This window comes from Streptosporangium saharense, from assembly GCF_014203715.1.
GTDB lineage: Bacteria > Actinomycetota > Actinomycetes > Streptosporangiales > Streptosporangiaceae > Streptosporangium > Streptosporangium saharense.
Map to the genome: position 1 here is coordinate 818122 of NZ_JACHJP010000001.1, position 21954 is coordinate 840075.

Below are 21954 nucleotides of genomic sequence, written 5' to 3' on the forward strand. Positions count from 1 at the left end.
GATTGACGGGAACGCTGCCCGAATCGGAGGTCCAACTCTTACGCTGTCTCCGAGGCGGCGAGAGCCCTATGGCGGAGGTTCCGTGGCGGACGTGCATCCCGAGCATGCGCAGCTCCAGGCGGACCGGATCTACCTGGGCTGGCAGTACGCCCTGCTGCACCCTGATCCGGGACCGGCCCCGAGGCGACCCTCCCCGGTGGACAGCGGGCCCGTGACCAACGACAAGGCCGACGCCGAGTGGATGCGCAGGGAGCGGCTCAACGAGGCCCTGCTGAACCGCCCGATGAAGGTCTTCAGGGCCTTCACGACCGCGCTCGCGGTGCTGATCCTCGTCCTGGGCGTCACCGAGCTGCTGCGCTGGTCCTTCGCCGCGGCCGGGCTGGTCACCGTGGGCGGGATCGCGGTCTTCTGCAGCTACGCGATCCGCCAGGGGAACCGCGCGGTCAGGCACCGGATCCAGGAGCGTCAGGCGGTCGGCGACCGGCAGCGCGAGGAGCGCGACAGGGAGCTGTTCCAGGCCCAGGAGGAGCACGCCGCCCGCTACCGCGAGTGGGCCGAGCGCAAGGAGCGCTACGACCGCCAGCTCACGTGGTACGCCGTGACGGTGCCCGACGAGATCGACCGCATCGACGTCGCGGGCGGCACGCTGCCCGGCTGGTCGGCGCTGATCACCCTGCTCGGGGCGACCCGCCTCTACAGCGGCGGCCACCTGACCGTGCTCGACCTGTCCGAGGGCGCGATCGCCAAGGACCTGATAGAGCTGGCCCGCAGGGGCGGCGACGACCCGCTGGTCTGGGTGCTGCCCGGCGACCTGCCCCGGCTCGACCTGGGCGCGACGCTGCCGCCGGAGGCCTTCGCCGACGTGCTCGCCCACGTGGTGAGCGTCAGCGAGGAGCACCCGAGGGACCTGTCGTTCGACAACGCGATCCTGGAACGCGTCCTCGAAGTCCTCGGCGAGAACGCCACGATCAACCAGGTCACCGCGGCCCTGCGCGCCCTTGCCCAGGTCGGCGACCCGCGCGAGGACCTGCTGACCGGCCTGATCACCGCGACCCAGCTCGAACGCATCGGCACGCTGTTCGGCCGCGGCGTCAGCGACCGGGTGGTGATCGAGCGCGCCTGGGCGCTGGAGTCACAACTGCGCAAGCTGGAGACGCTCGGTTCCGAGGCCGTACGGCTGCCGCCCGCGCGGTTGCGGGTGGTCTCCATGGACCGGCAGGCCGGGGTGCTCGGTAACCGGGTGCTGGGCACCTACGTCGCCACGGCGCTCACCCACATCCTGCGCCAGTCGCCCGCCTCGGAACGGCCGTGGTACCACACGATCATCGTCGCCGGGGCGGACAAGCTCCGCGGTGACGTGCTCGACCGGCTGATGGACGCCTGCGAGACCTCGCGGACCGGTCTGGTGCTCACCTACCGCGCGCTCACCCCGACCGTGCGGGAGCGCCTCGGGCGGGGACACGCCGCCGTGACGTTCATGCGGCTGGGCAACGCCGAGGACGCCAGGATCGCCAGCGAGCACGTCGGCACAGAACACCGCCTGGAGATCGCCCAGCTCACCGAGACGATCAGCGCCACGGGCGCCGGGCTCGACGGCGGCTACGTCTCGACGGTCGGCCACGCCGACGAGGGCGAGGACGACCGCGCCGTCAGGGGCACCGACCTCAAGGAGGACATCACCTCCTCGACCGAGTGGGGCCGCCAGGCGACCAAGGCCATGGGGGAGACCGAACGGGTCCTGCACCGCTCGCGGGAGTTCCTCGTGGAACCCCACCAGCTCCAGCAGCTTCCCACCACGTCGGTCATCGTCACCGACGCCACCGCCCAGGGCCGCAGGGTCCGCATGGCCGACGCCAACCCGGCCATCCTCACCTTCCCCAAGACCACCCTGGGGGAGTTTGACGAGATCAAGGAGGCGGTGCTGGAGCGCGCGCCGGAGGAGCCACGGCGCCACGAGCCGACCGCCTTCGAGAGCGCCCCACCCAACCTCGGGCCGCCTCCGGCGAGGCTCGACTGGCGCAGACGCCAATGAACCGTCCGCTCGCGGTAAGGACCTGGTCAATGCGGAGGTGCGATCACCGGGCGAGGTTCGACCTTGGTTGCCGGGGAACCCCCGCCCCCGGGTCCGCCGTCCAGTCCGGCGGAGCGATCCGTGAAGCGTCGACCCCTCCGGCCTGAGGCCGGGTCCCCCGGGTGGAGAGCAAATGCAACCGAGCGTGTCCCGTCCCCCCAACCCGCTGGCCGGTCCGTGGTACCGGATCCAGGCCATCACGGCTCCCTCCCGTAGTTCGTCCGCGGAGTGGGACTTCGTCACCGTGCTGCCGGCCGTACTGTCCGCCGCGCAGCGCAACCGGCCCTTCGTGGTCGGGTGGCTCTCCCGGGGGTCGGGGGCACCGCTCGAACTCATCACCAACGCCGGGCCCCTCAACCCGCCCAGGCCGCCCCGCAGGGCCGTCGCGGAGCCGGAGCAGGCCCCCACGGGTCCTGAGCCGCTGCTGTTCCCCAGCGGCGCGCGGGGCCTGCGGATCGGTGACGAGTGGCTGCGTGACCTGTCGGACCTGGTCTGGACCGTCTGCCCCGGGCGTCAGGCCCCGCCGCTCGGCGGGCGCCGCGAGCCGGACGCCGACGAGGCCAAGCGGCCCACGCTCTTCGAGTCGACCCTGGTCACACTCATGTCCCGGCCCTTCGCCTGGCTGGTGGTCGCCGAGCAGACCGACCTGCTCGACGCGGAGGTGGCCCACCTGCGCACCCAGCTCAACGTGCTCAGGCAGTACGGCGACGCCTCGGAACGCTCCCGCTACGACGCCGAACGCGCCGAGCGGCGCATGCAGGAGCTCGACGCCTTCCGCGAGGCCGGGCTGTGGAGCGTGCGGGTGCTCGCCGGGGCCGCGGGTCCCGAGGAGCTGCGGCAGATCGCCCCGGTGCTGGTCGGCTCCGCCGAGATGAGCCACCATCCCTACCGGCTGCGCAGCGCCCTGACCGGCCCCGTGCACGGTTTCGTCGAGGCGCTCTCCGTCACGTTGCAGGACCCGGCCGACGGCACCGCGGCGCCGTTCGCGGCCACCGCGGGCGCGCTGGCCGCCCTCGCGGGGCTGCCGCGCAGGGAGGTGCCGGGGGTCAGGGTGCTCGACGCTGGCTTCTTCGACGTGACCAGCGAGGCGGACATCGCCCCCGGCGCCCCGACCGTGGACCTCGGGGCGATCCTGGACGGCCAGGACAGGGCGGTCGGCTCGTTCCGGGTGCCGCTGGCCACCCTGAACCGGCACGCCTTCGTCACCGGCGCCACCGGCTCCGGCAAGTCGCAGACCGTCAGGCACCTGCTTGAGCAGCTCACCGGTGCCGGGATTCCCTGGCTGGCCATCGAACCTGCCAAGTCGGAGTACGCCGCGATGGGCGGTCGGGTCGAGCACCTCGCCCCGGTCACCGTGATCAACCCCTCTGCGCCCGACAGCGTGCCGTTCAGCGTCAACCCGCTCGCCCCGGAGCCGGGCTACCCGGTGCAGGCGCACATCGACATGGTGCGGGCGCTGTTCATGGCGGCCTTCGACGCCGAGGAGCCGTTCCCGCAGATCATGTCGCTGGCGCTGCAGCGGGTCTACGAGGCCAACGGCTGGGACGTGGTGACCGGGTGGGCAGCTCCCGGCGCCGCCGTGCGGCCGGCCGTACCGACCCTTGAGCAGTTGCAGCAGCACGCCATGGACGTGATCCAGGAGATCGGCTACGGCAAGGAGGTGCAGGCCGACGTCGAGGGGTTCATCTCCCTGCGGCTGCGGTCGCTGCGGGTCGGCTCCGCGGGGCGCTTCTTCGAGGGCGGGCACCCGGCCGACATCGGGGACCTGCTGCAGCGCAACGTGGTGCTGGCCATCGAGGACGTCGCCAACGACGAGGACAAGGCGTTCCTGATGGGGACGCTGATCATCCGGATCGTCGAGCACCTGCGGATGCGGGCCAGGAAGGAGCGCGGCGGCGGCCTGCGGCACGTCATCGTGATCGAGGAGGCGCACCGGCTGCTGCGCGACCGGGGCGCGGGCCGCGCCAGCACGCACGCCGTCGAACTGCTCGCGGGTATGCTCGCGGAGATCCGCGCGTACGGCGAGGGCATCGTGGTCGCCGAGCAGATCCCCACCAAGCTCGTCTCCGACGTGGTGAAGAACACCGCGCTCAAGGTGGTGCACCGGCTGCCCGCCGAGGACGACCGCCAGCTCGTCGGGGCGGCCATGAACCTCAGCGAGGAGCAGTCCAGGCAGGTCGTCTCACTCCAGCCGGGCGTCGCCGCGATCTTCGCCGACGGGATGGACCGGCCGCTGCGCGTGCAGGTCCCGCTGGGGGAGGACCGCGAACGGCTGCTGCCCGGCACCACGCCCCCGATCTGCGGGCGTCGTTCGGCCGCCTGCGGCCAGGAGTGCAGGACGGGACGCGCCTGCACCCTCGTCGAGCTGCGCGAGGCCGACCTGCTCGCCGACGCGCCCGAATGGGCCTGGCTGCGGATCTGGACCGACACCCTCGTGCTGGCCTTCGGCGCCAACCGGCCCGTGCCCGGGGTGCCCAGGATCCTGGCCGACATGTGGGCCGAGCTGCCGCCCAGGAGACGCGAGTGCCTGCTGGCCACGGCCGTCGAGCGCAGCGTCGGACGCAGGGCCTGGTCGCTGCGGACCATCGGCGACCCGGCGAAGCTGACCGAGCAGGTCGCCGGGGCCGCCACCCGGCTGCTCGGGCCCGACAGGGAGCCCGGCGAGCGCCCCGGGCCCGCCTGGGTCATCCCCCAGGTCCGCTGGCTGCACGAGGTCGACAAGCTCTTCCCGTACGGCCAGCCCGCCCCCAACCCGCGCGGGGCGGCCCCGGTCATGGAGTACGCCCTGTTCAACCGCCAGCACAACGGCACCGAACTGCTCGGCCACCGGGCCAAGGCGTTGCGCCACCACCCGCTGTCCATGGAGGTCGAACGCAACAGGACGCTCGCCTGGCGGGTCATCCTCGGCGACGACGAGCACGAGGGGATCGAACAGGACATCCTCACCGTGACGATCGGCGTCGACCCGGCCGAACGGCTGCGTCACGTCGCCCAGACGATGGGGGCCGGGTGGCTGGAGAGCGTGCTGTCGTGGCCACGCCGCTTCGTGCTGCCCTTCGACGCGGCCTCGCCGGAGAGCGCGGAGCTGGCCTTCAGCGAGTGAGGTGGTTTTGTCCCTGTGGTCATCTTCTGGGTTGTTGCTGGGGTTGTCCCACCTGTCGTCCTGGGGATCGTTTTACAAGGTAGGACAGGTGGGGACGCCCAGCCCTGAATCGGCATAGGACGGTGGCTCCGCCCAACCACGGCTAGGATCGGCGGCATGAACGATTCGGCTATCCCGGGCTTTCCGGCTGCCGGATCGTCCTGCGACGGGTCGCTACGCGAGGAGACGGCATGACTCAGCTTCCGCTGCGGGCGCAGCTCGCGAGCGCTCTCGGCCGGACGGCCGCGACCCTGTCCAGGGCGACGGGCAGAGGCGACGGATCGGTGATCGGCGGCCGGGTCGGCCTGGCGCTGGAACCCGACCTGCTGCGCAAGCTCGCGCAGGACCGCAAGCTCGCGCTGGTGAGCGCGACCAACGGCAAGACGACGACAACCCGGCTGATCACCTCCGCGCTGCAGGACCTCGGCGAGGTCGCGACCAACGCCTTCGGCGCCAACATGCCCGCCGGGCACGTCTCGGCGCTGTCCTCGGCCAAGCACGCCCCCTACGGCGTCCTTGAGGTCGACGAGAAGTACCTCCCCGAGGTGATCGACACCACCGGCGCCGGGGTGATCGTCCTGATGAACCTCAGCCGCGACCAGATGGACAGGGCGGGCGAGATCTGGCTCCTCGCCCAGAAGTGGCGGCGGGCACTGGCGGGCAGGCAGGTCCACGTGATCGCCAACGCCGACGACCCGCTGGTCACCTGGGGCGCCTCGACCGCCGCGGGCGTGACCTGGGTCTCCGCGGGACAGCCGTGGAAGGAAGACTCCTGGTGCTGCCCCGAGTGCGGCGGCCCGCTCGACCGCAAGGGCATGGAGTACACCCCGCCCGGCAGCGCGGCCCCCGGCCCCGTCCCGGCCGCCGCCCACGGCGCCGTCGTCTCCCGCGCGGCCGAGAACGACTGGGCCTGCCGCGAGTGCGCTTTCCGGCGCCCCCAGCCGACCTGGTTCCTCGACGACGACGCGGTGATCGACCCGCACGGGCAGCGCTGGGTGCTGGACATCGAGCTTCCCGGCCGGGCCAACCGGGCGAACGCCGTGATGGCCCTGGCCACCGCGGCGGCCTTCGGACTGCCGGTCCAGCAGGCGCTGCCCCGGCTGCGCGAGGTCACCTCCGTCGCGGGCCGCTACACGGTCGTCCAGCGCGACGGCAGGCACGCCCGGCTGCTGCTGGCCAAGAACCCGGCCGGTTGGCTTGAGGCGTTCGACGTGCTGGACCGCTCCCTGCCGGTGATCCTCTCGGTGAACGCCCAGGGTCCCGACGGCCGCGACACCTCCTGGCTGTGGGACGTGGACTACCGCGTGCTGCGCGGCGGACCGGTCTTCGTCACCGGGGAGCGCAGGCTCGACCTGGCCCTCAGACTGGACATCGCGGGCGTGCCGTTCCAACTGGTGAACTCCTTCGAGGAGGCGCTGGCCGCCCAGCCGCCCGGCAAGGTAGACGTGATCGCCAACTACACCGCCTTCCAGCAGATTCGATCGGAGTTCGGTCGTGCCGTCTGACAGCATCCTGCGACTCGTCTGGATCTACCCGGACCTGCTGAGCACCTACGGCGACCAGGGCAACGTGCTGGTCCTCGAACAGCGCGCCCAGCGCCGGGGCATCCCGGTCGAGACCTACCACGTGCGCTCCGCCGACCCGGTGCCCGAGGGCGGCGACATCTACCTCATCGGCGGCGGCGAGGACCGCCCGCAGATCCTGGCCGCCGAACGGCTGCGCAGGGACGGCGGCCTGCACCGCGCCGTGGCGCGCGGCGCCTGCCTGCTGGCCGTCTGCGCGGGCTACCAGATCATGGGCACCACGTTCGGCGGTGAGGAGGGGCAGCCGGTCGACGGCCTCGGGCTGTTCGACATCTCCAGCGGACGCGGCACCGCCCGCGCCGTCGGGGAACTGGTCGGCGAGGCCGACTCCGGGCTCGGCATCCCGACGCTGACCGGCTTCGAGAACCACATGGGCGTCACCCGCCTCGGTCCCGGCGTACGGCCACTGGCCACCACGACCGTCGGCACGGGCAACGGCAACGGCACCGAGGGCTGCCACGTCGGCAAGATGATCGGGACCTACCTGCACGGTCCCGCGCTGGCCCGCAACCCCGGCCTGGCCGACCTGCTGCTGACCTGGGCCGTCGGGTTCCAGCTCCCGCCGCTCGACGACACCTGGTTCGAACAGCTCCGCCAGGAACGGCTCGGAGCCGTACTGTCCCGCTGACCGGCGTTGGGTTCACGGCCCCGCCCGCGTGGCGGGGCCGTACCGCTCGGTGGGGCCTGTCAGTAGATGAGCGCCTGCACCCCTTCGCCGAGGACCTCCTCGACGAAGGTCGAGGCACCCGCGATGCGCACACCCTCGATCACGTCGTCGACCGTGATGTCCCGCCTGGCCGCGCACTGAGTGCACAGCGACACCCGACCGGCCGCCAGGACCGCGTCGAGCAGGTCGCCGAGCTGGGCGGCGTGCGGAAGGGCGAACTCCTTGGCCCGTCCGGGGAGGGCGAACCACGAGGCCTCCCCCGTGAGCCAGAGCGAGACCGGAACCCCGCTCGCCAGCGCCGCCGCCGCGACTGTGAACGCCTGGTTGCAGCGCTCCGGCGCGTCCGCGCCCGCGGTCACCTTGATCACCAGTGATCGTGCCATACCCCGAAGCCTACGAGGCAGGTGTCGCGGGCGCGAGCCGTACCGGGGCGGCTCTAGGCTCGGACGCATGGACGTTCCCGAACTGCACTCCGCCCTTGAGCCGATCGCCTTTCTCCTGGGCCGGTGGGAAGGTGCCGGGGTTGGTGGATATCCGACGATCGAGAGCTTCAACTTCGGCCAGGAGATCGTCTTCGGTCACAACGGCAAGCCGTTCCTGACGTACGAGAGCCGCACGTGGTTGCTGGACAAGGAAGGCAACAAGGTACGGCCACTGGGCACGGAGACCGGCTTCTGGCGGGCCCTGCCCGAGCGCAGACTTGAGGTGTGCGTGTCGCACCCGACCGGCATCGTGGAGATCTACGTCGGCGAGGTGGTCTTCCACAAGATCGAGCTGCAGACCGACGTGGTCGCCCGCACCGCGACCGCCAAGGAGTACACCGCCGGCCACCGCCTCTACGGCCTGGTCAACGGCAACCTGATGTGGGCTTATGACATGGCCGCCATGGGCGAGCCCCTCCAGTCCCACCTTTCCGCGGAGCTCAAGAAAGTGGAATGAAGAGGAGAAGGGCCACGGCCCCCAGGACCAGGAGGGTTTGGGCGGTGAGGTTGAGGGGGGTCGCGTCGCCTTCCAGGGAGAGCAGGACGAAGCCGCCCCAGACGTAGGTCAGCAGCGCGCCACCGGCCAGGCCGAGCCGGTGGGCGGCGCCCCAGCCCGTACGGCGTGACCAGCGGGTGATCGTGACGGCGGAGACGGCCAGCAGCACGACCGCCAGGGCGACTCCCGGCCAGTCCTCCATCCTGACGAAGAACAGGCCGGAGGCGAGGAAGGCCGCGAGGCCGACCAGCCACGGACGGGGAACGGCCCCGGGGATCGCGGGACGCGGACGGCGGAGGGCGAAAGCCGTACCGGCCAGGAGAAGGACCACGACGGCGGCGCCGATCCGCTGGGGCGTGGAGGCGACGAACCCGTTCTCCTCGACCATGCTCCGGAAGATGACGAACGAGCCGAGGACGAACAGGACGCCGGTGACGGCCAGGCCGGGCGGGCCGAGCCAGGGGACGGCGCTCCTGCGGGGAGTCAGGGCCTCGACGAGCGCGATCGGCACGCCGATGCTCCAGATCACGTGGCCGCCGACGAAGCTCAGCGCGTAGTGGGCGCTGACTCCCAGCCACGGGATCGGCGTGACGCTCTGGAAGTCGTGGCCCTCGAACGACGGGTTGAACAGCGACTGGTCGATCAGACCCGCTTCGAGCACGCCGTACGCCGCCGCCAGCAGGATCATCGTGGGCCAGCCACGTCCGGTACGGCGGGCGGTCTCCCTGACCAGGAGGGCGCCGCCGCCGTACATCGGGGCGAGGACCAGCAGGCCGCCGATGTCGGCCATGGGGACGTTGCCGAGCAGGTATTCGCCGACCAGTGGCGCCAGGAGGAACAGGCCGACGGCGGGGGCCAGGCGCCAGGTGATGGACCTCATGCCGGAGCGCTGGTTCTGGAGGCGACGAGGAGCAGGCCGCCCAGGGCCGCCAGGGCGAGGTTGGCGAACAGTTCGTAGCCGGTCAGGACGTCCAGGTGTTCCACGACCACCCGGTTGAAGAAGTTGAGGAAGGCGCTCATGAAGGGCTGGACGGCCACCCGGTCGATGGCCCCGCTGACCCCTTCCAGGAGGAGGAGCAGGCCCAGGAGCTTGACGATTTCACGCATGCCTGAACGCTAGGAACTCCGTCCCACCCGGCGGATCGGTCGTCGGCATGCTCCGTACCGACGGACGTCTCCCAGGCCAGGCTTGATGAACGACGAAGGTGTCGTTCCCCCCGACTTTGGTATCGCCGTCGTCCAGGACACGGGCGGGCGACCGTAGGCTCGTGGCGGGATGAACGAATCGACGACGGCGTGGCGACGCGGCCCGCGCGACTGGCTGGTCGACGCCTGCCTGTTCCTGCTGGCGGTGGTCTTCGGGATGGTCCTGGCCGGGCTGCGCCTCGACGTCTCCCCGAGACCGCCGAGCTGGCTGTTCAACCTCGACCAGACGGTCGCCGCGCTCGGCTGTGCCGCGCTGTGGCTGCGCCGCAGGTGGCCGACGGAGCTGGCCGTGGCGCTGGTCGTGCTGTCGGTCTTCTCGGAACTAATCTCCGGGGCGATGCTGATCGCGACGTTCACGGTCGCGGTGCACCGCCCGCCGAGGACCACGATGACGGTCTTCGTGGCGAGCCTGGTCGCGGCGATCGGCTACGTGCTGCTGCGCCCTGAGCCGGACATGCCCGCGACGATGGCGTGGGTCACGGGGGCCGCGATCCAGGGGGCCGTGGTCGGCTGGGGGCTGTACGTCCACCACCGGCGCAGGCTCGCCGCCGCGATGCGCGAACGGGCGGCCCGGGTGGAGACGGAGGCGCGGCTGCGCGCGGAACAGGCAGGTCAGGAGGCCCGTACGGCGATCGCCAGGGAGATCCACGACGTCCTCGGGCACCGGCTCTCACTGCTGAGCGTGCACGCCGGGGCACTCGAATACCATCCCGACGCCCCCGCCGAGGAGGTCGCCCGCGCGGCCAGGGTGATCAGGGAGAGCGCCCACCAGGCGCTACAGGATCTGCGCGAGGTCATCGGGGTGCTGCGCGCCCCGGTCGGGGAGCTGCCCCAGCCGACCTTCGCCGACATCAGGCAGCTCGTCGCCGAGTCGGACCGGGCCGGGATGCGGGTGACCATGGCCGAGGAGCACATCGGAACCGTGCCGGAGGGGCTTGGCCGTACCGCCTATCGGATCGTGCAGGAGGCGCTGACCAACGCGCGCAGGCACGCGCGGGGGGCGTCGGTGCGGGTGCGGATCGCGGGGGCGCCGGGGGCGGGACTGACCGTGGAGGTCGGCAACGACGCCGGGGGCCACTCCGTCGAGCCCACCGGGGCCGCCCGGCCTGGGCGGGGGCTGATCGGGCTGGCGGAGCGGGTCGCGCTGGTCGAGGGACGCCTGGAGTACGGTCCCACGGAGATGGGCGGCTGGCGCCTCACGGCGTGGCTTCCCTGGTCGCCGTGCTAATACCATCGCGGGCATGAGCACTCCTTTCACCCCTGATGTGGTCGAGGCGATCAAGCGCCACATGAACGACGACCACGCCGACGACTCGCTGCTGATCTGCCGGGCCCTGGGCGGCCAGCCCGAGGCGACCAGCGCGGTCACGTCGGGGGTGGACGCCGAGGCCATCGAGTTCCTCGCGGTCGTCGACGGGCGGGAGGTCACGGTCAGGGTGCCGTGGAGCACGACGCTGACCGAGCGCGCCCAGGTCCGCGCCGAGGTCGTCCGGCTGTACCGCGAGGCGTGCGCCGCTCTCGGGGTTCCGGCCAGGGGCGAGCACTAGGGGGTCAGGTCACGCCACCGTCGGCAGGCTGCGGCCCAGGCCGGTGACGTGCAGCAGCCGGGACAGGAACGGGCGGGGCGCGGCCAGCACGAGGGTGATGCCCATCGACCGGGCGCGGCGCCGGGCACCGACCAGGACGCCCAGCCCCGAGACGTCGCAGAACGTCACCCCGGACAGGTTGAGGACGAGCACGTTCGTGCTGTGGCGCAGGGTGTTGATCAACTGGTGACGCAGCGCCGAGCTGGAGAAGATGTCGATCTCACCGGTCAGGTGGACGGTGGTCGGTCTCGGCGCGTCGGCCATGCTGGGCGCGAGGGTGTCGAGGACGGTCATGGTGTTTCTCCGATCGGAGATGAGTGGAAAAGGCGCCCGCGTGGGCGGGCGGCCTCTCAGGCGTCTGGACGGTCGGCTAGACCCGCACGGTTTCGTGGGCCGTACGGCTGGCGTGACGGGTGGGCGCGGGCGGCGCGGGATTGTGCGTGATGTCCGGTTCGACGACCAGCAGGACGATGCGCTCGGCGCCCATGGGGAACAGGACGACCACCTGGGAGTCGCTGCGGCGAAGGCAGTTGACCCGCACCCGGCGCCCACGGGCCGGAACCCGGTACGGGATGTTCTCCCACGTCTCGGGGTGCACGCTGACCAGCAGTGTGGTCCGGTCGAGCCGCTGGTCGACGGCGGCGATGAGACCGGGAAGTTCGGCGACGGCGTCGTGGGAGTAGGGCCACCACATGCCGTGCGTCGCGGCCTGCGGGTCCGGGACGGGGTCGAGGCAGAGCCGGGTGGGAATCGCGGACATGGCGGAGCCCAGCGACTTGAGATGGAAGAGGACTGTCGGCGTCATGATCGCCTGGCCTGTCTGGGCCACCTGCTAAGGGGCCGGGAGCGGTCTATCGCCGGGGGCGACGCCGACCTGAGTGCCAACGCTCGAAAAGTCCTCGGTGCCCTCACCCTACCTCTTTACCTAGGAGGTTTCTGTTTCCGGGGGTAAAGGGGAGCCGTGGCTTCCGGAAACCGGCGTTCCGGGACGGAGATTTCCGGAGTGGAAAAGGGAAGAACCCCGGGCTGTTACCTCCCTGGGGTGGGAGGGCCAGGTGGACCAAAGGCGGGAGAACACTCCCACCACCCTGGCAGCCCGGGGTTCCGGTGATTGTCGTGGATTCGCCGAACGTCACCAGACGTCCGGACGGAGTCCGGAAGCTGGGGCGTCCTAGCGGACAGCCACCTCGCTAGCCCTATGATCAACCATCGTTCGGACCACCTCCTTTCGGCGTGCTTGTACGTTATGAAATCTCCGGAGCCAGGGCAAACGATTATTTTCGCCAGGTTGCCCCCGCGTCTCCGCCCCCTGGTCGGGCGCGCCCTGACCTCCCCCGACTGGCAGGTCCGGTACGGCGGAGCGCCCAGGAGAGTTCGTGACGTCCTGCGGGATCACGCTCCCGGTGTCACGCGAGCGCGGGGGCGCCTGCCGCGCAGGGAGATCCGGGCGAGATCTATCTCTTTTTCGTCACATGGTCGGATTTGACCCGCTTGGAACGATCCTTCCTGGCACTCTGGTCCTCCGCCTCACGATCTTCGTGCTCGTCCCTTCTCTCTCTGGAGTCACATTCATGCGATCGAAGACGCCCGCCGCGCTCCTGGGCGCCGTTGTTCTCCTGGTGGGTCTGTCGAGCGTCACCACCGCCTCGGCCGCCACGTCGGCCGCCGCGCCGACGGTCTTCTGCGTCAACAAGACGACGAAGGTCGTCCGCGCGCTGACGAGGTGCAACACGAAGACCGAGCGGGTGCTGACCATCGAGGAGGCCCAGCAGGGCATCGCCTCCCAGGGTCCGGCCGGTCCGCGCGGGCCCCAGGGACCGCAGGGTCCCCAGGGCGAGCGGGGCACCGCAGGCCCGCAGGGTGAGCGGGGAGCCACGGGCCAGCAGGGACCGCGCGGCGAGACCGGCAGGACCGGGCAGGCCGGACCCCGGGGTCCCCAGGGCGAGGCGGGCCCGGCCGGAGAGCAGGGAGAGCAGGGGGCACAGGGACCCGCAGGTGAGGACGGCGGGCTGCCCCGCGTCTACGCCTACCGGGTCGGTCCCGTCTGGACGACCTGCACGCTGCTGGACGGGTACGCGATCGCCGCCTACGACTGCAAGGTCACCAAGGCGCCGGAGAAGGGTCCGAAGCCCAGCGCGTCGCCGACCCCCACGTCCTCCTCGACGCCGAAGTAGGGCGTCTACCGGACATGTTCAACTGACCGCCGTCCGCCCGTGGCGGGCGGCGGTCGGTCGTTACCATGAACCAGGTGATTACCGATCAAGGGGGGCGGCGGAGCCGTCTGGCATGGCTTGACGCCATCCGGGGGTTCGCGGCGCTGACGGTGGTCTTCGAGCACGCGCTGCAGCCGCTGCTGCCCGAGCCGCGCTTCCAGATCAAGGCCGCGTTCGAGCCCGGCTGGTACGGGGTCATGGTGTTCTTCCTGGTCAGCGGCTACATCGTGCCCGCGTCGCTGGAGCGCGGGGGCAGCCTACGGGCCTTCTGGATCTCCCGGGTCTTCCGGCTTTACCCGATGCTGGGCGTCTGCGCGCTGGGGGTGGCGCTGCTGGTCGTCGCGGGCTGGGACGGCATGCACGTCTGGTGGGAGGACCGGCCCCTTTCGGTGACGCTGGGGCATCTGACGATGCTGCAGAACCTGTTGAACATGCCGAACATGGTCAACGTGCTGTGGACGCTCTCCTACGAGATGGCCTTCTATCTGCTGCTGAGCGCGATGTTCACCCTCGGGGTGAACCGGGGGAGCACCACGGCCGCGCTCGGTTTCGCCGCGGCGGCCGTGCTGGGGGCGGGCGTGCTGCCGAGCAAGCTGCTCTCCGACGGTGACGGGACGCGGATGCTGTCGGTCACGCTGACGGTGGTCGCGCTGGTCGCGGTGGGGACGGCCATGATGCTCGGGGGTTCCGTCGCGGTACGGCGGGCGGGCGCCGTCGCGGTCGGGGGCACCGTGCTGGTGCTGCTCGCGGTCAACCAGGTCTATCCCGGTCCCTGGCAGGGGTTGTTGATCCTGGCCACCATGTTCTCCGGCACCGTGCTCTACCGGGCCGAGCAGGGCCAGATCACCTGGGCGCGGGCCGGGTGGGTGCTCCTGGTGCCGACGGCCGGGATCTGGCTGACCCGGGACGCGCCCGGCCTGTGGCTGGCGCTGGTCGCGGCGTGGCTGACCTTCGCCGTGGGGATGGCGCTGCGGGACCGGGAGATGCCCCGGGTGCTGCCCTGGCTCGGGCTGGTCAGCTACTCGGTCTATCTGCTCCATCCGCTGCTGTTGAAGGCCGTCCAGATGGTCTGGCCGGATCCGCTGGCCGTACCGCTCGGGGCTCGGTTGGTCGCACTGGCGGTTGTGGTCGGGGTTCTACTCGGAATCAGTGCGTTGACCTGGCGTTTCGTTGAGGCGCCCGCGCAGCGGCTGGGCAGGCGCCTCGCGCGGGGGACGTCAGAGGGTCTCGCCCCGCGTCCAGCCGAGGACGCGCTCCGCCAGGGTTGAGGGGTCCTCGCCACCGTCGAAGATCGTCGGAATGAACGCGCGGGCCTGGGCCGCGTCCTCCATCGCCTCGTCGATCCAGTCCTGGGGCCAGTTCCTGGCCGTCAGGCGGTCGAGCCGTACGGTGTCGGGGCAGTCGAGCAGCGCCCAGCGGGTCGGGTCGCCCCAGCGGGCGTCGGAGGTCAGGTCCTCGGGGTCGGGGACCGGGGTCAGCAGCAGCACCGGGTGGCCCGCCCGCCGCACCATGTCCACGATCCGCCGCCACATCCGGTCGTAGGCGGGCCAGACCGGGGCCGCCTCCGGTTCGGCGATGGGCACCCCGACCAGGGCGCCGTCCTCAAGCAACTCGTCCATGTCCATCACGACCAGCCCAGTGGCCTGCCGTACGAGATGCGGAAGCAGTGTCGTCTTGCCCGCTCCCGGGGCGCCGGCGAGGATCCACAGCGGCTCTCTGTTCACCGGAGCAGACTAGCGGCGGGGGATTTGCTGGGGTTTGTAGCGATCCCGACAGGCCTGTTCTGCTCGTAGACTCTCTTCATGACCGAGACGTCGTGGCATGAGCAACTGCGGGCGCACGGTTACCGGATCACTCCGCAGCGCCAGTTGGTGCTTGAGGCGGTCAAGGCCCTTGAGCACGCCACCCCCGAGGAGATCTGCACCAAGGTGCGGGAGACCGCCCGTGGGGTCAACATCTCGACCGTCTACCGGACGCTTGAGCTCCTCGAAGAGCTCGGCATGGTCACCCACAACCATCTCGGGCACGGCGCGCCGACCTACCACCTGGCGGAGGACGCCGACCACGTCCACCTGGTCTGTCACGACTGCGGGGAGCTCAACGAGATCCGCCCCGAGCTGGTCGACGACTTCGTGTCCAAGCTGGACGAGGAGTTCGGCTTCGCCGTGAACGTGCACCATCTCACGGTCTTCGGCCGCTGCAGGAAGTGTCGCTGAGGCCTCGTAGGCTTGGGGGCATGCGAAGTCCTCTGCTGGACACCCCCGGCGCGGTCGCGGCCGAGACCCCCGACGCCGACGTGGCCGGACACTACGGCGATCCGTTCGCCGAGCAGCGCGCCCTCCTCGCCGGAGAGGCGATGGTCGACCGGAGCAACCGCGAGGTCGTGCGGATCTCCGGTCCCGACCGGCTGAGCTGGCTCAACAGCCTGAGCTCGCAGAAGCTCGACAACCTGAAACCCGGCGAGGCCACCCAGACGCTGTTCCTCGACGCCCAGGGCAGGGTCGAGCACCACCTCACGCTGGTTGACGACGGCGAGGCCGTGTGGGGGCACGTCGAGCCGGGCACCGGGGCCGACCTTGTCACCTTCCTGGACAAGATGCGCTTCATGCTCAGGGTCGAGGTGGCCGACGTCACGGCCGACTACGCCGTGGTCTCCGTGATCGACGCCGGGCGCCTGACCCCTCCTGAGGGCACGATCGTCGTCGGCGACGACCTGCTCCTGCCGCGTGACCTGCTGGCCGGGCGGCTCGGCGGTCTGCGCCTCGCCGGGCTGTGGGCCTACGAGGCGCTGCGCATCGAGGAGCACCGGCCCCGCCTCGGCTTCGAGACCGACCACAGGGCCATCCCGCACGAGGTCGGCTGGATCGGTACGGCCCTGCATCTGAGCAAGGGCTGCTACAAGGGCCAGGAGACCGTGGCCCGGGTCCACAACCTCGGGCATCCGCCCCGCCGCCTGGTCTTCCTGCACCTCGACGGCAGCGCCGACGTCCTTCCCGGGCACGGCACCCCGGTCCTCAACGCGGGCGAGGAGGTCGGCTTCGTCGGCAGTTCGGCCCGACACCACGAGCTTGGCCCGATCGCGCTGGCCCTGGTCAAGCGGACCGTCCCGGTCGACGTCCCCCTCGACGCGGGCGGGGTCGCGGCCTCCCAGGAGGTCATCGTGCCGCCCGACGCCGGACGCAACGTCCAGATCGACCCGGCGCTGCGCCGCCGCATCCGCTGAGCGGGCCGCGCGCCGTACCTCTTCGAGAGGTACGGCGCGCGGTTCCGTGGGAGATCAGCCCTTGGTCCAGATGGCGGCGTAGGTGCCGCCCTCGGCGTCGAGCTGTGTGGGCAGGTAGCCCTTGGCCTTCAGGTCGTCGAAGCGCTTCTGGTAGCCGCCGGGGGTCATGCCGGTGTACTCGTACCAGCCGGAGCCCGAGCCCTTGACCCAGACGGCCGTGTAGGTCCCGTCGGGGGCGACGGAGACCAGCGAGGGCCGCTCGCCGCCCTTGGTCCTGGCGAGGAACTCCGCGTGGTGCTCGTCGAAGGACTTGCCGACGGTGACGGACCAGGCCTGTGAGCCCTGCGTCCAGACGCCGACGTAGCGCGGGTCGTCGGCGGTGCCGTACACGTTGGCCGTGGTGAGCACGTAGCCTCGCTTGGCCGCGTCGGCGTTGGCGGCGGCGAACTGGCCGGTCGTGAGGTTGTGCTTGGCGAAGAACTTCCCGGGGATCTTCTCGAAGATCGCGGCGAAGACGGTGCCGCCGCCGGAGCCGGTCGCGCTCACCGAGGTCGGGCGGTAGCCGTCGGCGAGATAGTCGTCGAACCGCTTCTGGTATCCACTTGCCGACATGCCCTGGATCATCGCCCAGGCCGGGCCGGACCGCTTGACCCAGACGGCGCCGTAGCGCGGCGAGGACGCGTCGTCGACGGTGAAGGTGATCGGCCGGTAGCCCTGGCCACGCAGGGTGTTGAAGCGTTCGGTCTGCTGCTGGCTCGTGGCGTTGTGGTAGGCGCTGAAGGCCGGTGCGGCGGCCTGGGCGCTTGCCATCGGCCCCGTGACGGTGACCAGTGCGGCTGCGACGGACGCGGCGGCGATGGACGCGGAGATGCGCATGACCCTCCCCAAGGGTGCGACTTTTCGGGCGTTTCATCCACGGATAAACGGATTTATCCGGACAGGCGGCTACCCTAGCGGATCATCGCGGCCGGTGATCGTGATGCCGGTTCAGACCTCAAGAATCAGGGTGATGGGGCCGTCGTTGGTCAGCGCGACCTTCATGTCGGCGCCGAAGACCCCGGTCTCGACGTGCGCGCCCAGCGCCCGCAGTTCGGCGCAGACGGCCTCGACCAGGGGTTCGGCGACCGGCCCGGGAGCCGCGGCCTGCCAGGTCGGGCGGCGGCCCTTGCGGGCGTCGCCGTACAGGGTGAACTGGCTGACCACGAGCAGCGGGGCACCGATGTCGGAGCAGGACTTCTCGCCGGACAGGACGCGCAGGCCCCAGAGCTTGGCGGCGAGTCTGGCCGCCTGCCGCCGGGTGTCGTCGTGGGTCACCCCGACCAGGACCAGCAGTCCAGGCTCGTCGATCGCGCCGACCGTCTCGCCGTCGACCGTCACCGAGGCCGAGCTCACCCGCTGTACCACCGCACGCATGCGTCCATCATCCCGGTTGACCCGACCGCGCCGGAAACCGGAAATTCCGATCTCCGTAGAATCCACGCGAAAGGAGCTGTGGTGTCTGCTGAGTCACTGGTCGTCGAGGTCGTCCGTTCCGGGTTCGTGGAGTCCACCCACCGGGCCCGCATGTTGGCCGTAGACGCGGCCGGTTCACCGGTGCGGGTGCACGGGGCGGTCGACGTCCTGGTGTCCCCGCGCTCCTCGTTGAAGCCGTTGCAGGGGCTCGGCATGGTCCGCGCCGGGCTGGACCTCGATGGTGAGCTGCTCGCCCTGGCCTGCGCCAGCCACACGGGGGAGCCCTTCCACGTCGAGGGGGCGCGCCGCATCCTGGCCGGGGCCGGGCTCGACGAGAGCGCGCTGCGCTGCCCCGCCGACCTGCCGGAGGACACCGCCTCCCGCGAACGGGTGCTGCGCGCGGGCGGCGACCCCTCGCCGCTCTACATGAACTGTTCGGGCAAGCACTCGGCGATGCTCGCCACCTGCGCCGCCAACGACTGGCCGCTTGAGACCTACCTGAGCCCGGCGCACCCGCTGCAGCGGGCGCTGCGCGACACGGTCGAGGAGCTCACCGGGGAGCGGGTCGCGGCCACCGGGGTGGACGGCTGTGGCGCGCCGCTGTTCTTCGTGTCGATGGTCGGCGTGACCAGGTCCTTCCGTGCCCTCGTCCAGGCCGGGGAGGGCACCCCCGAGCGCAGGATCGCCGACGCCTTCCGCGCGCACCCCGAGTGGACGTCGGGTACGGCCAAGCCGGAGGCGCGGCTGATGCGGGCGCTGCCGGGGCTGCTGCTCAAGTCGGGGGCCGAGGCGTTCGATGCCTTCGCCTTCGGGGACGGCAGGGCCGGGGCCGTCAAGATCGAGGACGGTGGCTACCGGGCCAGGATGCCGGCCACCGTCGAGGCGTTGCGGGCGCTGGGCTTCGAGGCCGACGTGCTCGACGAGCTGGCGACCGGCGTGCTGTTCGGCGGTGGCCAGCCGGTCGGCGAGGTACGGCTACGCCGGTGATCCGGGCCGGGAACGGCAGCAGAGTTCCTCGGCGACCAGGCTCGTCCCGATGCCCAGCAGCCAGACGTCCTTGGCGACGCCGATGCCCTCCTGGGACGGGCGGAGGCTGCCCTCCCGGCGCAGGCTCGGCGTACGCAGGTAGAGGCCGACGAGCCCCCCGGCGAGGGCGGTGAGCGCGGCGCCCGCGACCAGTGAGGGCACGACCGGGACCAGCAGGGCCGCGCCGACGGCGATCTCGGCCCGCGACAGCAGCCAGACGAACCTCTGGGGGTCCAGCTTCTTCAGGAACGGGTAGGCGTTGACGGCCATCCCGTGGACGGCGGCGGCGTTGTCCTCGTCCCCGGCCGCCATGGACAGCCCGGCGTTCAGGACGAACGCGCCGGTGGCGAGCCGTACGGGAAGCTGGTGCAGGCGCGGCAGGATCCTCATGAATGCTCACAAAGGTTGATGGGCCGGGAATCATGCTCCTTCCCGGTATATATCCGGCTCATCCGGGTTTCGGGCCTTTCTTGACGGTCGGTGACAGGCCCTTTGCCGAGCTCACACCGGGGTGGCCTCGCACCAGTGGCTGAGGCAGTTGCCGAGCCAGCCGTCGCCCTCGCCGTTCTTGATAGCCCGCGCGGCGCCGACGAGGTGGCCGTGGCGCGCGTTGAGTTCGAGGACCAGCCGGGGGCTGTTCACCCGCGCGTCCTCGGTCGGCAGTTGCAGCGGTGCGCTGACCCGCAGGTCCCAGTCGTCGGAGGCCGAGACCACGTCTGCCCGCACCATCTCCCCGCCGTCGAGCCCGACCTCGGCCTCGGAGTCGGGCAGCACCCGCAGCAGCAGCGGTACGGCTCCCGCCTCGGTCCGCACGTGTCCCTCCCAGAGTCCCTGCGGGACCGCGACCGCCCGCTCGGGGGAGAAACCGGGCGGCAGGGACGCGGGGGTGTGGTCCGGGACCAGCTCGGCCATGACGCGGTTGACGACCGAGGTGCGGACCTCGGACCCGGTCTGGTTGGCCAGCACGCAGACCGACAGCTCAAGCTCGGGCACCACCGCGAGCATCGCCGACACCCCGCCCATGCCGCCGCTGTGCGCCACGGTCTGGTACGGCCCGCCGCGCGAGACGAACCAGCCAAGGCCGTAGCCCAGCTCCGCGGTCACGGGCAGGGCGGTTCTGGTGGCCGCGGCCGTCTCCGGTCTCAGCACCCCGGGCCCGCACACCTGTAACAGCCCGAACCTCGCCAGGTCCGGGGCGCTCGCCCAGCCGAGCGAGGCGCCGCGGTGGCTGGTGTCATAGGAGGGGTACGGCATGCCGTCGGCGGAGTAGCGCAGCGCCGTGGGCCGCTCGCCCTCGTAGGAGGGGCCGACGCGGCAGCCGGTCAGCCCGAGCGGGTCGAGAACGTGGTCGGCGGCGAAGTCGGCGGCGCTCCTGCCGGTCGCCCTCTCCAGGACCGTGTCGAGGACGCCGTATCCGAGGTTGGAGTACTCGAACCGGGAGCCGGGCTCGCGGTACAGCGTCGCGTAGTGCTCGACGCCGTGCCTGACCGTGGGCAGCCCGGCGTAGGCGAAGTCGTAGTGCCCGCCGAACCCGGCCCGGTGCTGGAGGACCTGCCGCAGCGTCGGCTCGCTGTGGTCGCGGTGTCTGGGCAGCCGGAAGGGAAGGTGCTTCTCGACCGGGTCGTCGAGGTTCAGCAACCCCCGGTCCGCGGCTACGCAGACGGCGGTCGCCGTGATCGGCTTGGTCACCGAGGCGATCGAGTAGACGGTCTCCGGGGTGGCCGCGACGCCCCGCGCCACGTCCGCCAGGCCGTACGCCTCGGCGAAGACCACGCGGTCCCGGTGGGCCACCGCGACGGAGACCGAGGCGCAGCCGTGGGTGGCGAGCGTCCGCGCGCAGTGCTCCGAGAGTCCCTCAAGCATGATCGAACATCCCTTCCGCCGTGCCGACTCAGACTCTAGGCCCCGCGATGACCGGTGCGGCGGGCATCGTACCGATGACGACGCTCGCCCCCAGCTCCTCGCAGTCGGCCACACGCGCGTCGAGTCCCGCCCGCGCCACGGCCTCGACGGTTCCCCGCGCCTGCCGCTGGCTCGTCTCGACCAGCAGGTGGCCGCCGGGCGCGAGCCACAGGGGCGCCGCCCGCGCCACCCGCCGCACCACGTCGAGACCGTCCGCGCCGCCGTCGAGCGCCACCATCGGCTCGTGGACCCGCGCCTCGGTGGGCAGCAGCCTGATCGCCTCCGTCGGCACGTACGGCGGGCTCGCCACCAGCAGGTCGACCCGGCCACGCAGTACGGCGGGCAGCGGGCCGTACAGGTCACCCTCGTGGACGTGCCCCGAGACGGCGGCTCCCGAGACGGTGGCTCCTGGGACGGCGGCGAGGTTGCGGCGGGCGCAGCGCACCGCGGCCGGGTCGATGTCCACCGCGTGCACCTCGACCCGGCCCGGGGGCAGCGGAGACAGGGCCGTGGCCAGCGCGGCGCCCATCGCGCCGGAGCCGCAGCACAGATCGACCACCACGACCGGCCCGTCCCGGCGTGCCAGGGAGACCGCCTGGCCGACGAGGAACTCGGTACGGCGCCGCGGCACGAAGACGCCGGGATCGACGTCGATCCGCAGGCCGCAGAACTCGGCCCAGCCGAGGACGTGTTCTAGGGGCAGGCCGTGGGCACGCCGCTCGACCATGAGGGCCAGCTCTTCAGGGGTTCGCGCGGCCGAGACGAGGAGGTCGGCCTCGTCCTCGGCGAAGACACAGCCCGCCGCGCGCAGAGTGGCGACGACCGTGGAAAGGGAGGAGACAGGGGACACGTGGAGCCTTTCGGGATGCCGACGGGCGCTCCCTGGGTCCTGTGTCAGACGGACC

The 21954-nt window shown here is 71.4% G+C and carries 23 protein-coding genes; 12 read left to right on the plus strand and 11 right to left on the minus strand.

All coding sequences use genetic code 11. From position 1 onward, the window contains the following. Positions 1–91 precede the first annotated feature (91 nt). The 4 genes from FHS44_RS03980 to FHS44_RS03995 all read left to right on the plus strand — a co-directional run bounded on the left by FHS44_RS03980 (position 92) and on the right by FHS44_RS03995 (position 7424). The gene (locus tag FHS44_RS03980; protein ID WP_312863521.1) at positions 92–2032 is read left to right on the plus strand and encodes a hypothetical protein; all 1941 of its coding nucleotides are present in this window, start codon (positions 92–94) and stop codon (positions 2030–2032) included. Between the two features lie 172 nt (positions 2033–2204). After that, complete coding sequence (locus tag FHS44_RS03985; RefSeq protein ID WP_184712480.1) at positions 2205–5174, plus strand: ATP-binding protein; 2970 nt, start codon at positions 2205–2207, stop codon at positions 5172–5174. Between the two features lie 230 nt (positions 5175–5404). After that, positions 5405–6718, plus strand: a complete 1314-nt coding sequence (locus FHS44_RS03990; RefSeq protein WP_184712481.1) for a MurT ligase domain-containing protein — start codon at positions 5405–5407, stop codon at positions 6716–6718. Continuing rightward, entirely contained in the window at positions 6708–7424 is a 717-nt protein-coding gene (locus FHS44_RS03995) for a type 1 glutamine amidotransferase (RefSeq protein ID WP_184712482.1), read from the plus strand. The genes FHS44_RS03990 and FHS44_RS03995 overlap by 11 nt, the downstream gene beginning before the upstream one ends. A 59-nt stretch (positions 7425–7483) precedes the next feature. Here FHS44_RS03995 and FHS44_RS04000 read toward each other — a convergent pair whose 3' ends face one another. Next, positions 7484–7846, minus strand: coding sequence for a DsrE family protein (locus FHS44_RS04000; protein WP_184712483.1), 363 nt, complete (start codon positions 7844–7846; stop codon positions 7484–7486). A gap of 67 nt (positions 7847–7913) precedes the next feature. Here FHS44_RS04000 and FHS44_RS04005 point away from each other — a divergent pair, with 67 nt between their 5' ends. After that, positions 7914–8402, plus strand: a complete 489-nt coding sequence (locus FHS44_RS04005) for a heme-binding beta-barrel domain-containing protein (RefSeq protein WP_184712484.1) — start codon at positions 7914–7916, stop codon at positions 8400–8402. Here the strand turns inward: FHS44_RS04005 and FHS44_RS04010 are convergent. Then, on the minus strand, positions 8386–9321 hold the full coding sequence (locus FHS44_RS04010) for an AF_0692 family protein (protein WP_184712485.1): 936 nt from the start codon (positions 9319–9321) through the stop codon (positions 8386–8388). The two genes, FHS44_RS04005 and FHS44_RS04010, sit on opposite strands and share 17 nt — an antisense overlap. Continuing rightward, positions 9318–9548, minus strand: a complete 231-nt coding sequence (locus FHS44_RS04015) for a hypothetical protein (RefSeq protein WP_184712486.1) — start codon at positions 9546–9548, stop codon at positions 9318–9320. Before FHS44_RS04015 ends, FHS44_RS04010 begins: the two co-directional genes overlap by 4 nt. Positions 9549–9717: 169 nt before the next feature. Between FHS44_RS04015 and FHS44_RS04020 the strand changes: the two genes are divergently transcribed. Further along, the gene (locus FHS44_RS04020; protein WP_184712487.1) at positions 9718–10875 is read left to right on the plus strand and encodes a sensor histidine kinase; all 1158 of its coding nucleotides are present in this window, start codon (positions 9718–9720) and stop codon (positions 10873–10875) included. 13 nt (positions 10876–10888) lie between these two features. Beyond that, entirely contained in the window at positions 10889–11194 is a 306-nt protein-coding gene (locus tag FHS44_RS04025; protein ID WP_184712488.1) for a DUF2470 domain-containing protein, read from the plus strand. A 9-nt stretch (positions 11195–11203) separates the two neighbouring features. Here FHS44_RS04025 and FHS44_RS04030 read toward each other — a convergent pair whose 3' ends face one another. After that, positions 11204–11527: an STAS domain-containing protein gene (locus FHS44_RS04030; RefSeq protein ID WP_184712489.1), complete on the minus strand. Its 324-nt coding sequence runs from the start codon at positions 11525–11527 to the stop codon at positions 11204–11206. 76 nt (positions 11528–11603) lie between these two features. Beyond that, positions 11604–12062: a DUF5994 family protein gene (locus FHS44_RS04035; protein ID WP_184712490.1), complete on the minus strand. Its 459-nt coding sequence runs from the start codon at positions 12060–12062 to the stop codon at positions 11604–11606. Between the two features lie 742 nt (positions 12063–12804). Between FHS44_RS04035 and FHS44_RS41615 the strand changes: the two genes are divergently transcribed. Both FHS44_RS41615 and FHS44_RS04045 read left to right on the plus strand, forming a co-directional pair. Then, entirely contained in the window at positions 12805–13407 is a 603-nt protein-coding gene (locus FHS44_RS41615) for a collagen-like protein (protein WP_221460324.1), read from the plus strand. A gap of 74 nt (positions 13408–13481) precedes the next feature. Continuing rightward, a complete protein-coding gene (locus FHS44_RS04045) occupies positions 13482–14714 on the plus strand; it encodes an acyltransferase family protein (RefSeq protein WP_184712492.1) in 1233 nt (410 codons plus the stop codon). On the opposite strand, the gene FHS44_RS04050 is transcribed toward FHS44_RS04045, so the two are convergent. Further along, positions 14664–15170 carry a P-loop nucleotide/nucleoside kinase family protein gene (locus tag FHS44_RS04050; RefSeq protein ID WP_184712493.1) on the minus strand — a complete coding sequence of 169 codons (507 nt, stop codon included), beginning with the start codon at positions 15168–15170 and terminating at the stop codon, positions 14664–14666. The genes FHS44_RS04045 and FHS44_RS04050 overlap by 51 nt on opposite strands. A 78-nt stretch (positions 15171–15248) precedes the next feature. Between FHS44_RS04050 and FHS44_RS04055 the strand changes: the two genes are divergently transcribed. After that, positions 15249–15662, plus strand: a complete 414-nt coding sequence (locus FHS44_RS04055) for a Fur family transcriptional regulator (protein WP_184712494.1) — start codon at positions 15249–15251, stop codon at positions 15660–15662. A gap of 20 nt (positions 15663–15682) precedes the next feature. After that, positions 15683–16669: a CAF17-like 4Fe-4S cluster assembly/insertion protein YgfZ gene (gene ygfZ, locus FHS44_RS04060; RefSeq protein ID WP_184712495.1), complete on the plus strand. Its 987-nt coding sequence runs from the start codon at positions 15683–15685 to the stop codon at positions 16667–16669. A 54-nt stretch (positions 16670–16723) separates the two neighbouring features. On the opposite strand, the gene FHS44_RS04065 is transcribed toward ygfZ, so the two are convergent. Together FHS44_RS04065 and dtd are read right to left on the minus strand one after the other, a co-directional pair. Next, positions 16724–17545 (minus strand): hypothetical protein, encoded by an 822-nt coding sequence (locus tag FHS44_RS04065; protein ID WP_184712496.1) that lies wholly within the window; start codon positions 17543–17545, stop codon positions 16724–16726. Positions 17546–17656: 111 nt separating this feature from the next. Continuing rightward, entirely contained in the window at positions 17657–18082 is a 426-nt protein-coding gene (gene dtd / locus FHS44_RS04070) for a D-aminoacyl-tRNA deacylase (protein WP_184712497.1), read from the minus strand. A gap of 81 nt (positions 18083–18163) precedes the next feature. Here dtd and FHS44_RS04075 point away from each other — a divergent pair, with 81 nt between their 5' ends. Next, the gene (locus FHS44_RS04075) at positions 18164–19108 is read left to right on the plus strand and encodes an asparaginase (protein WP_184712498.1); all 945 of its coding nucleotides are present in this window, start codon (positions 18164–18166) and stop codon (positions 19106–19108) included. Here FHS44_RS04075 and FHS44_RS04080 read toward each other — a convergent pair. The 3 genes from FHS44_RS04080 to FHS44_RS04090 all read right to left on the minus strand — a co-directional run bounded on the left by FHS44_RS04080 (position 19097) and on the right by FHS44_RS04090 (position 21899). Beyond that, the gene (locus tag FHS44_RS04080) at positions 19097–19537 is read right to left on the minus strand and encodes a hypothetical protein (RefSeq protein ID WP_184712499.1); all 441 of its coding nucleotides are present in this window, start codon (positions 19535–19537) and stop codon (positions 19097–19099) included. The two genes, FHS44_RS04075 and FHS44_RS04080, sit on opposite strands and share 12 nt — an antisense overlap. 111 nt (positions 19538–19648) lie before the next feature. Beyond that, the gene (locus tag FHS44_RS04085) at positions 19649–21010 is read right to left on the minus strand and encodes a serine hydrolase domain-containing protein (protein ID WP_184712500.1); all 1362 of its coding nucleotides are present in this window, start codon (positions 21008–21010) and stop codon (positions 19649–19651) included. A gap of 28 nt (positions 21011–21038) precedes the next feature. Then, entirely contained in the window at positions 21039–21899 is an 861-nt protein-coding gene (locus FHS44_RS04090) for a putative protein N(5)-glutamine methyltransferase (protein WP_184712501.1), read from the minus strand. Positions 21900–21954 lie beyond the last annotated feature (55 nt).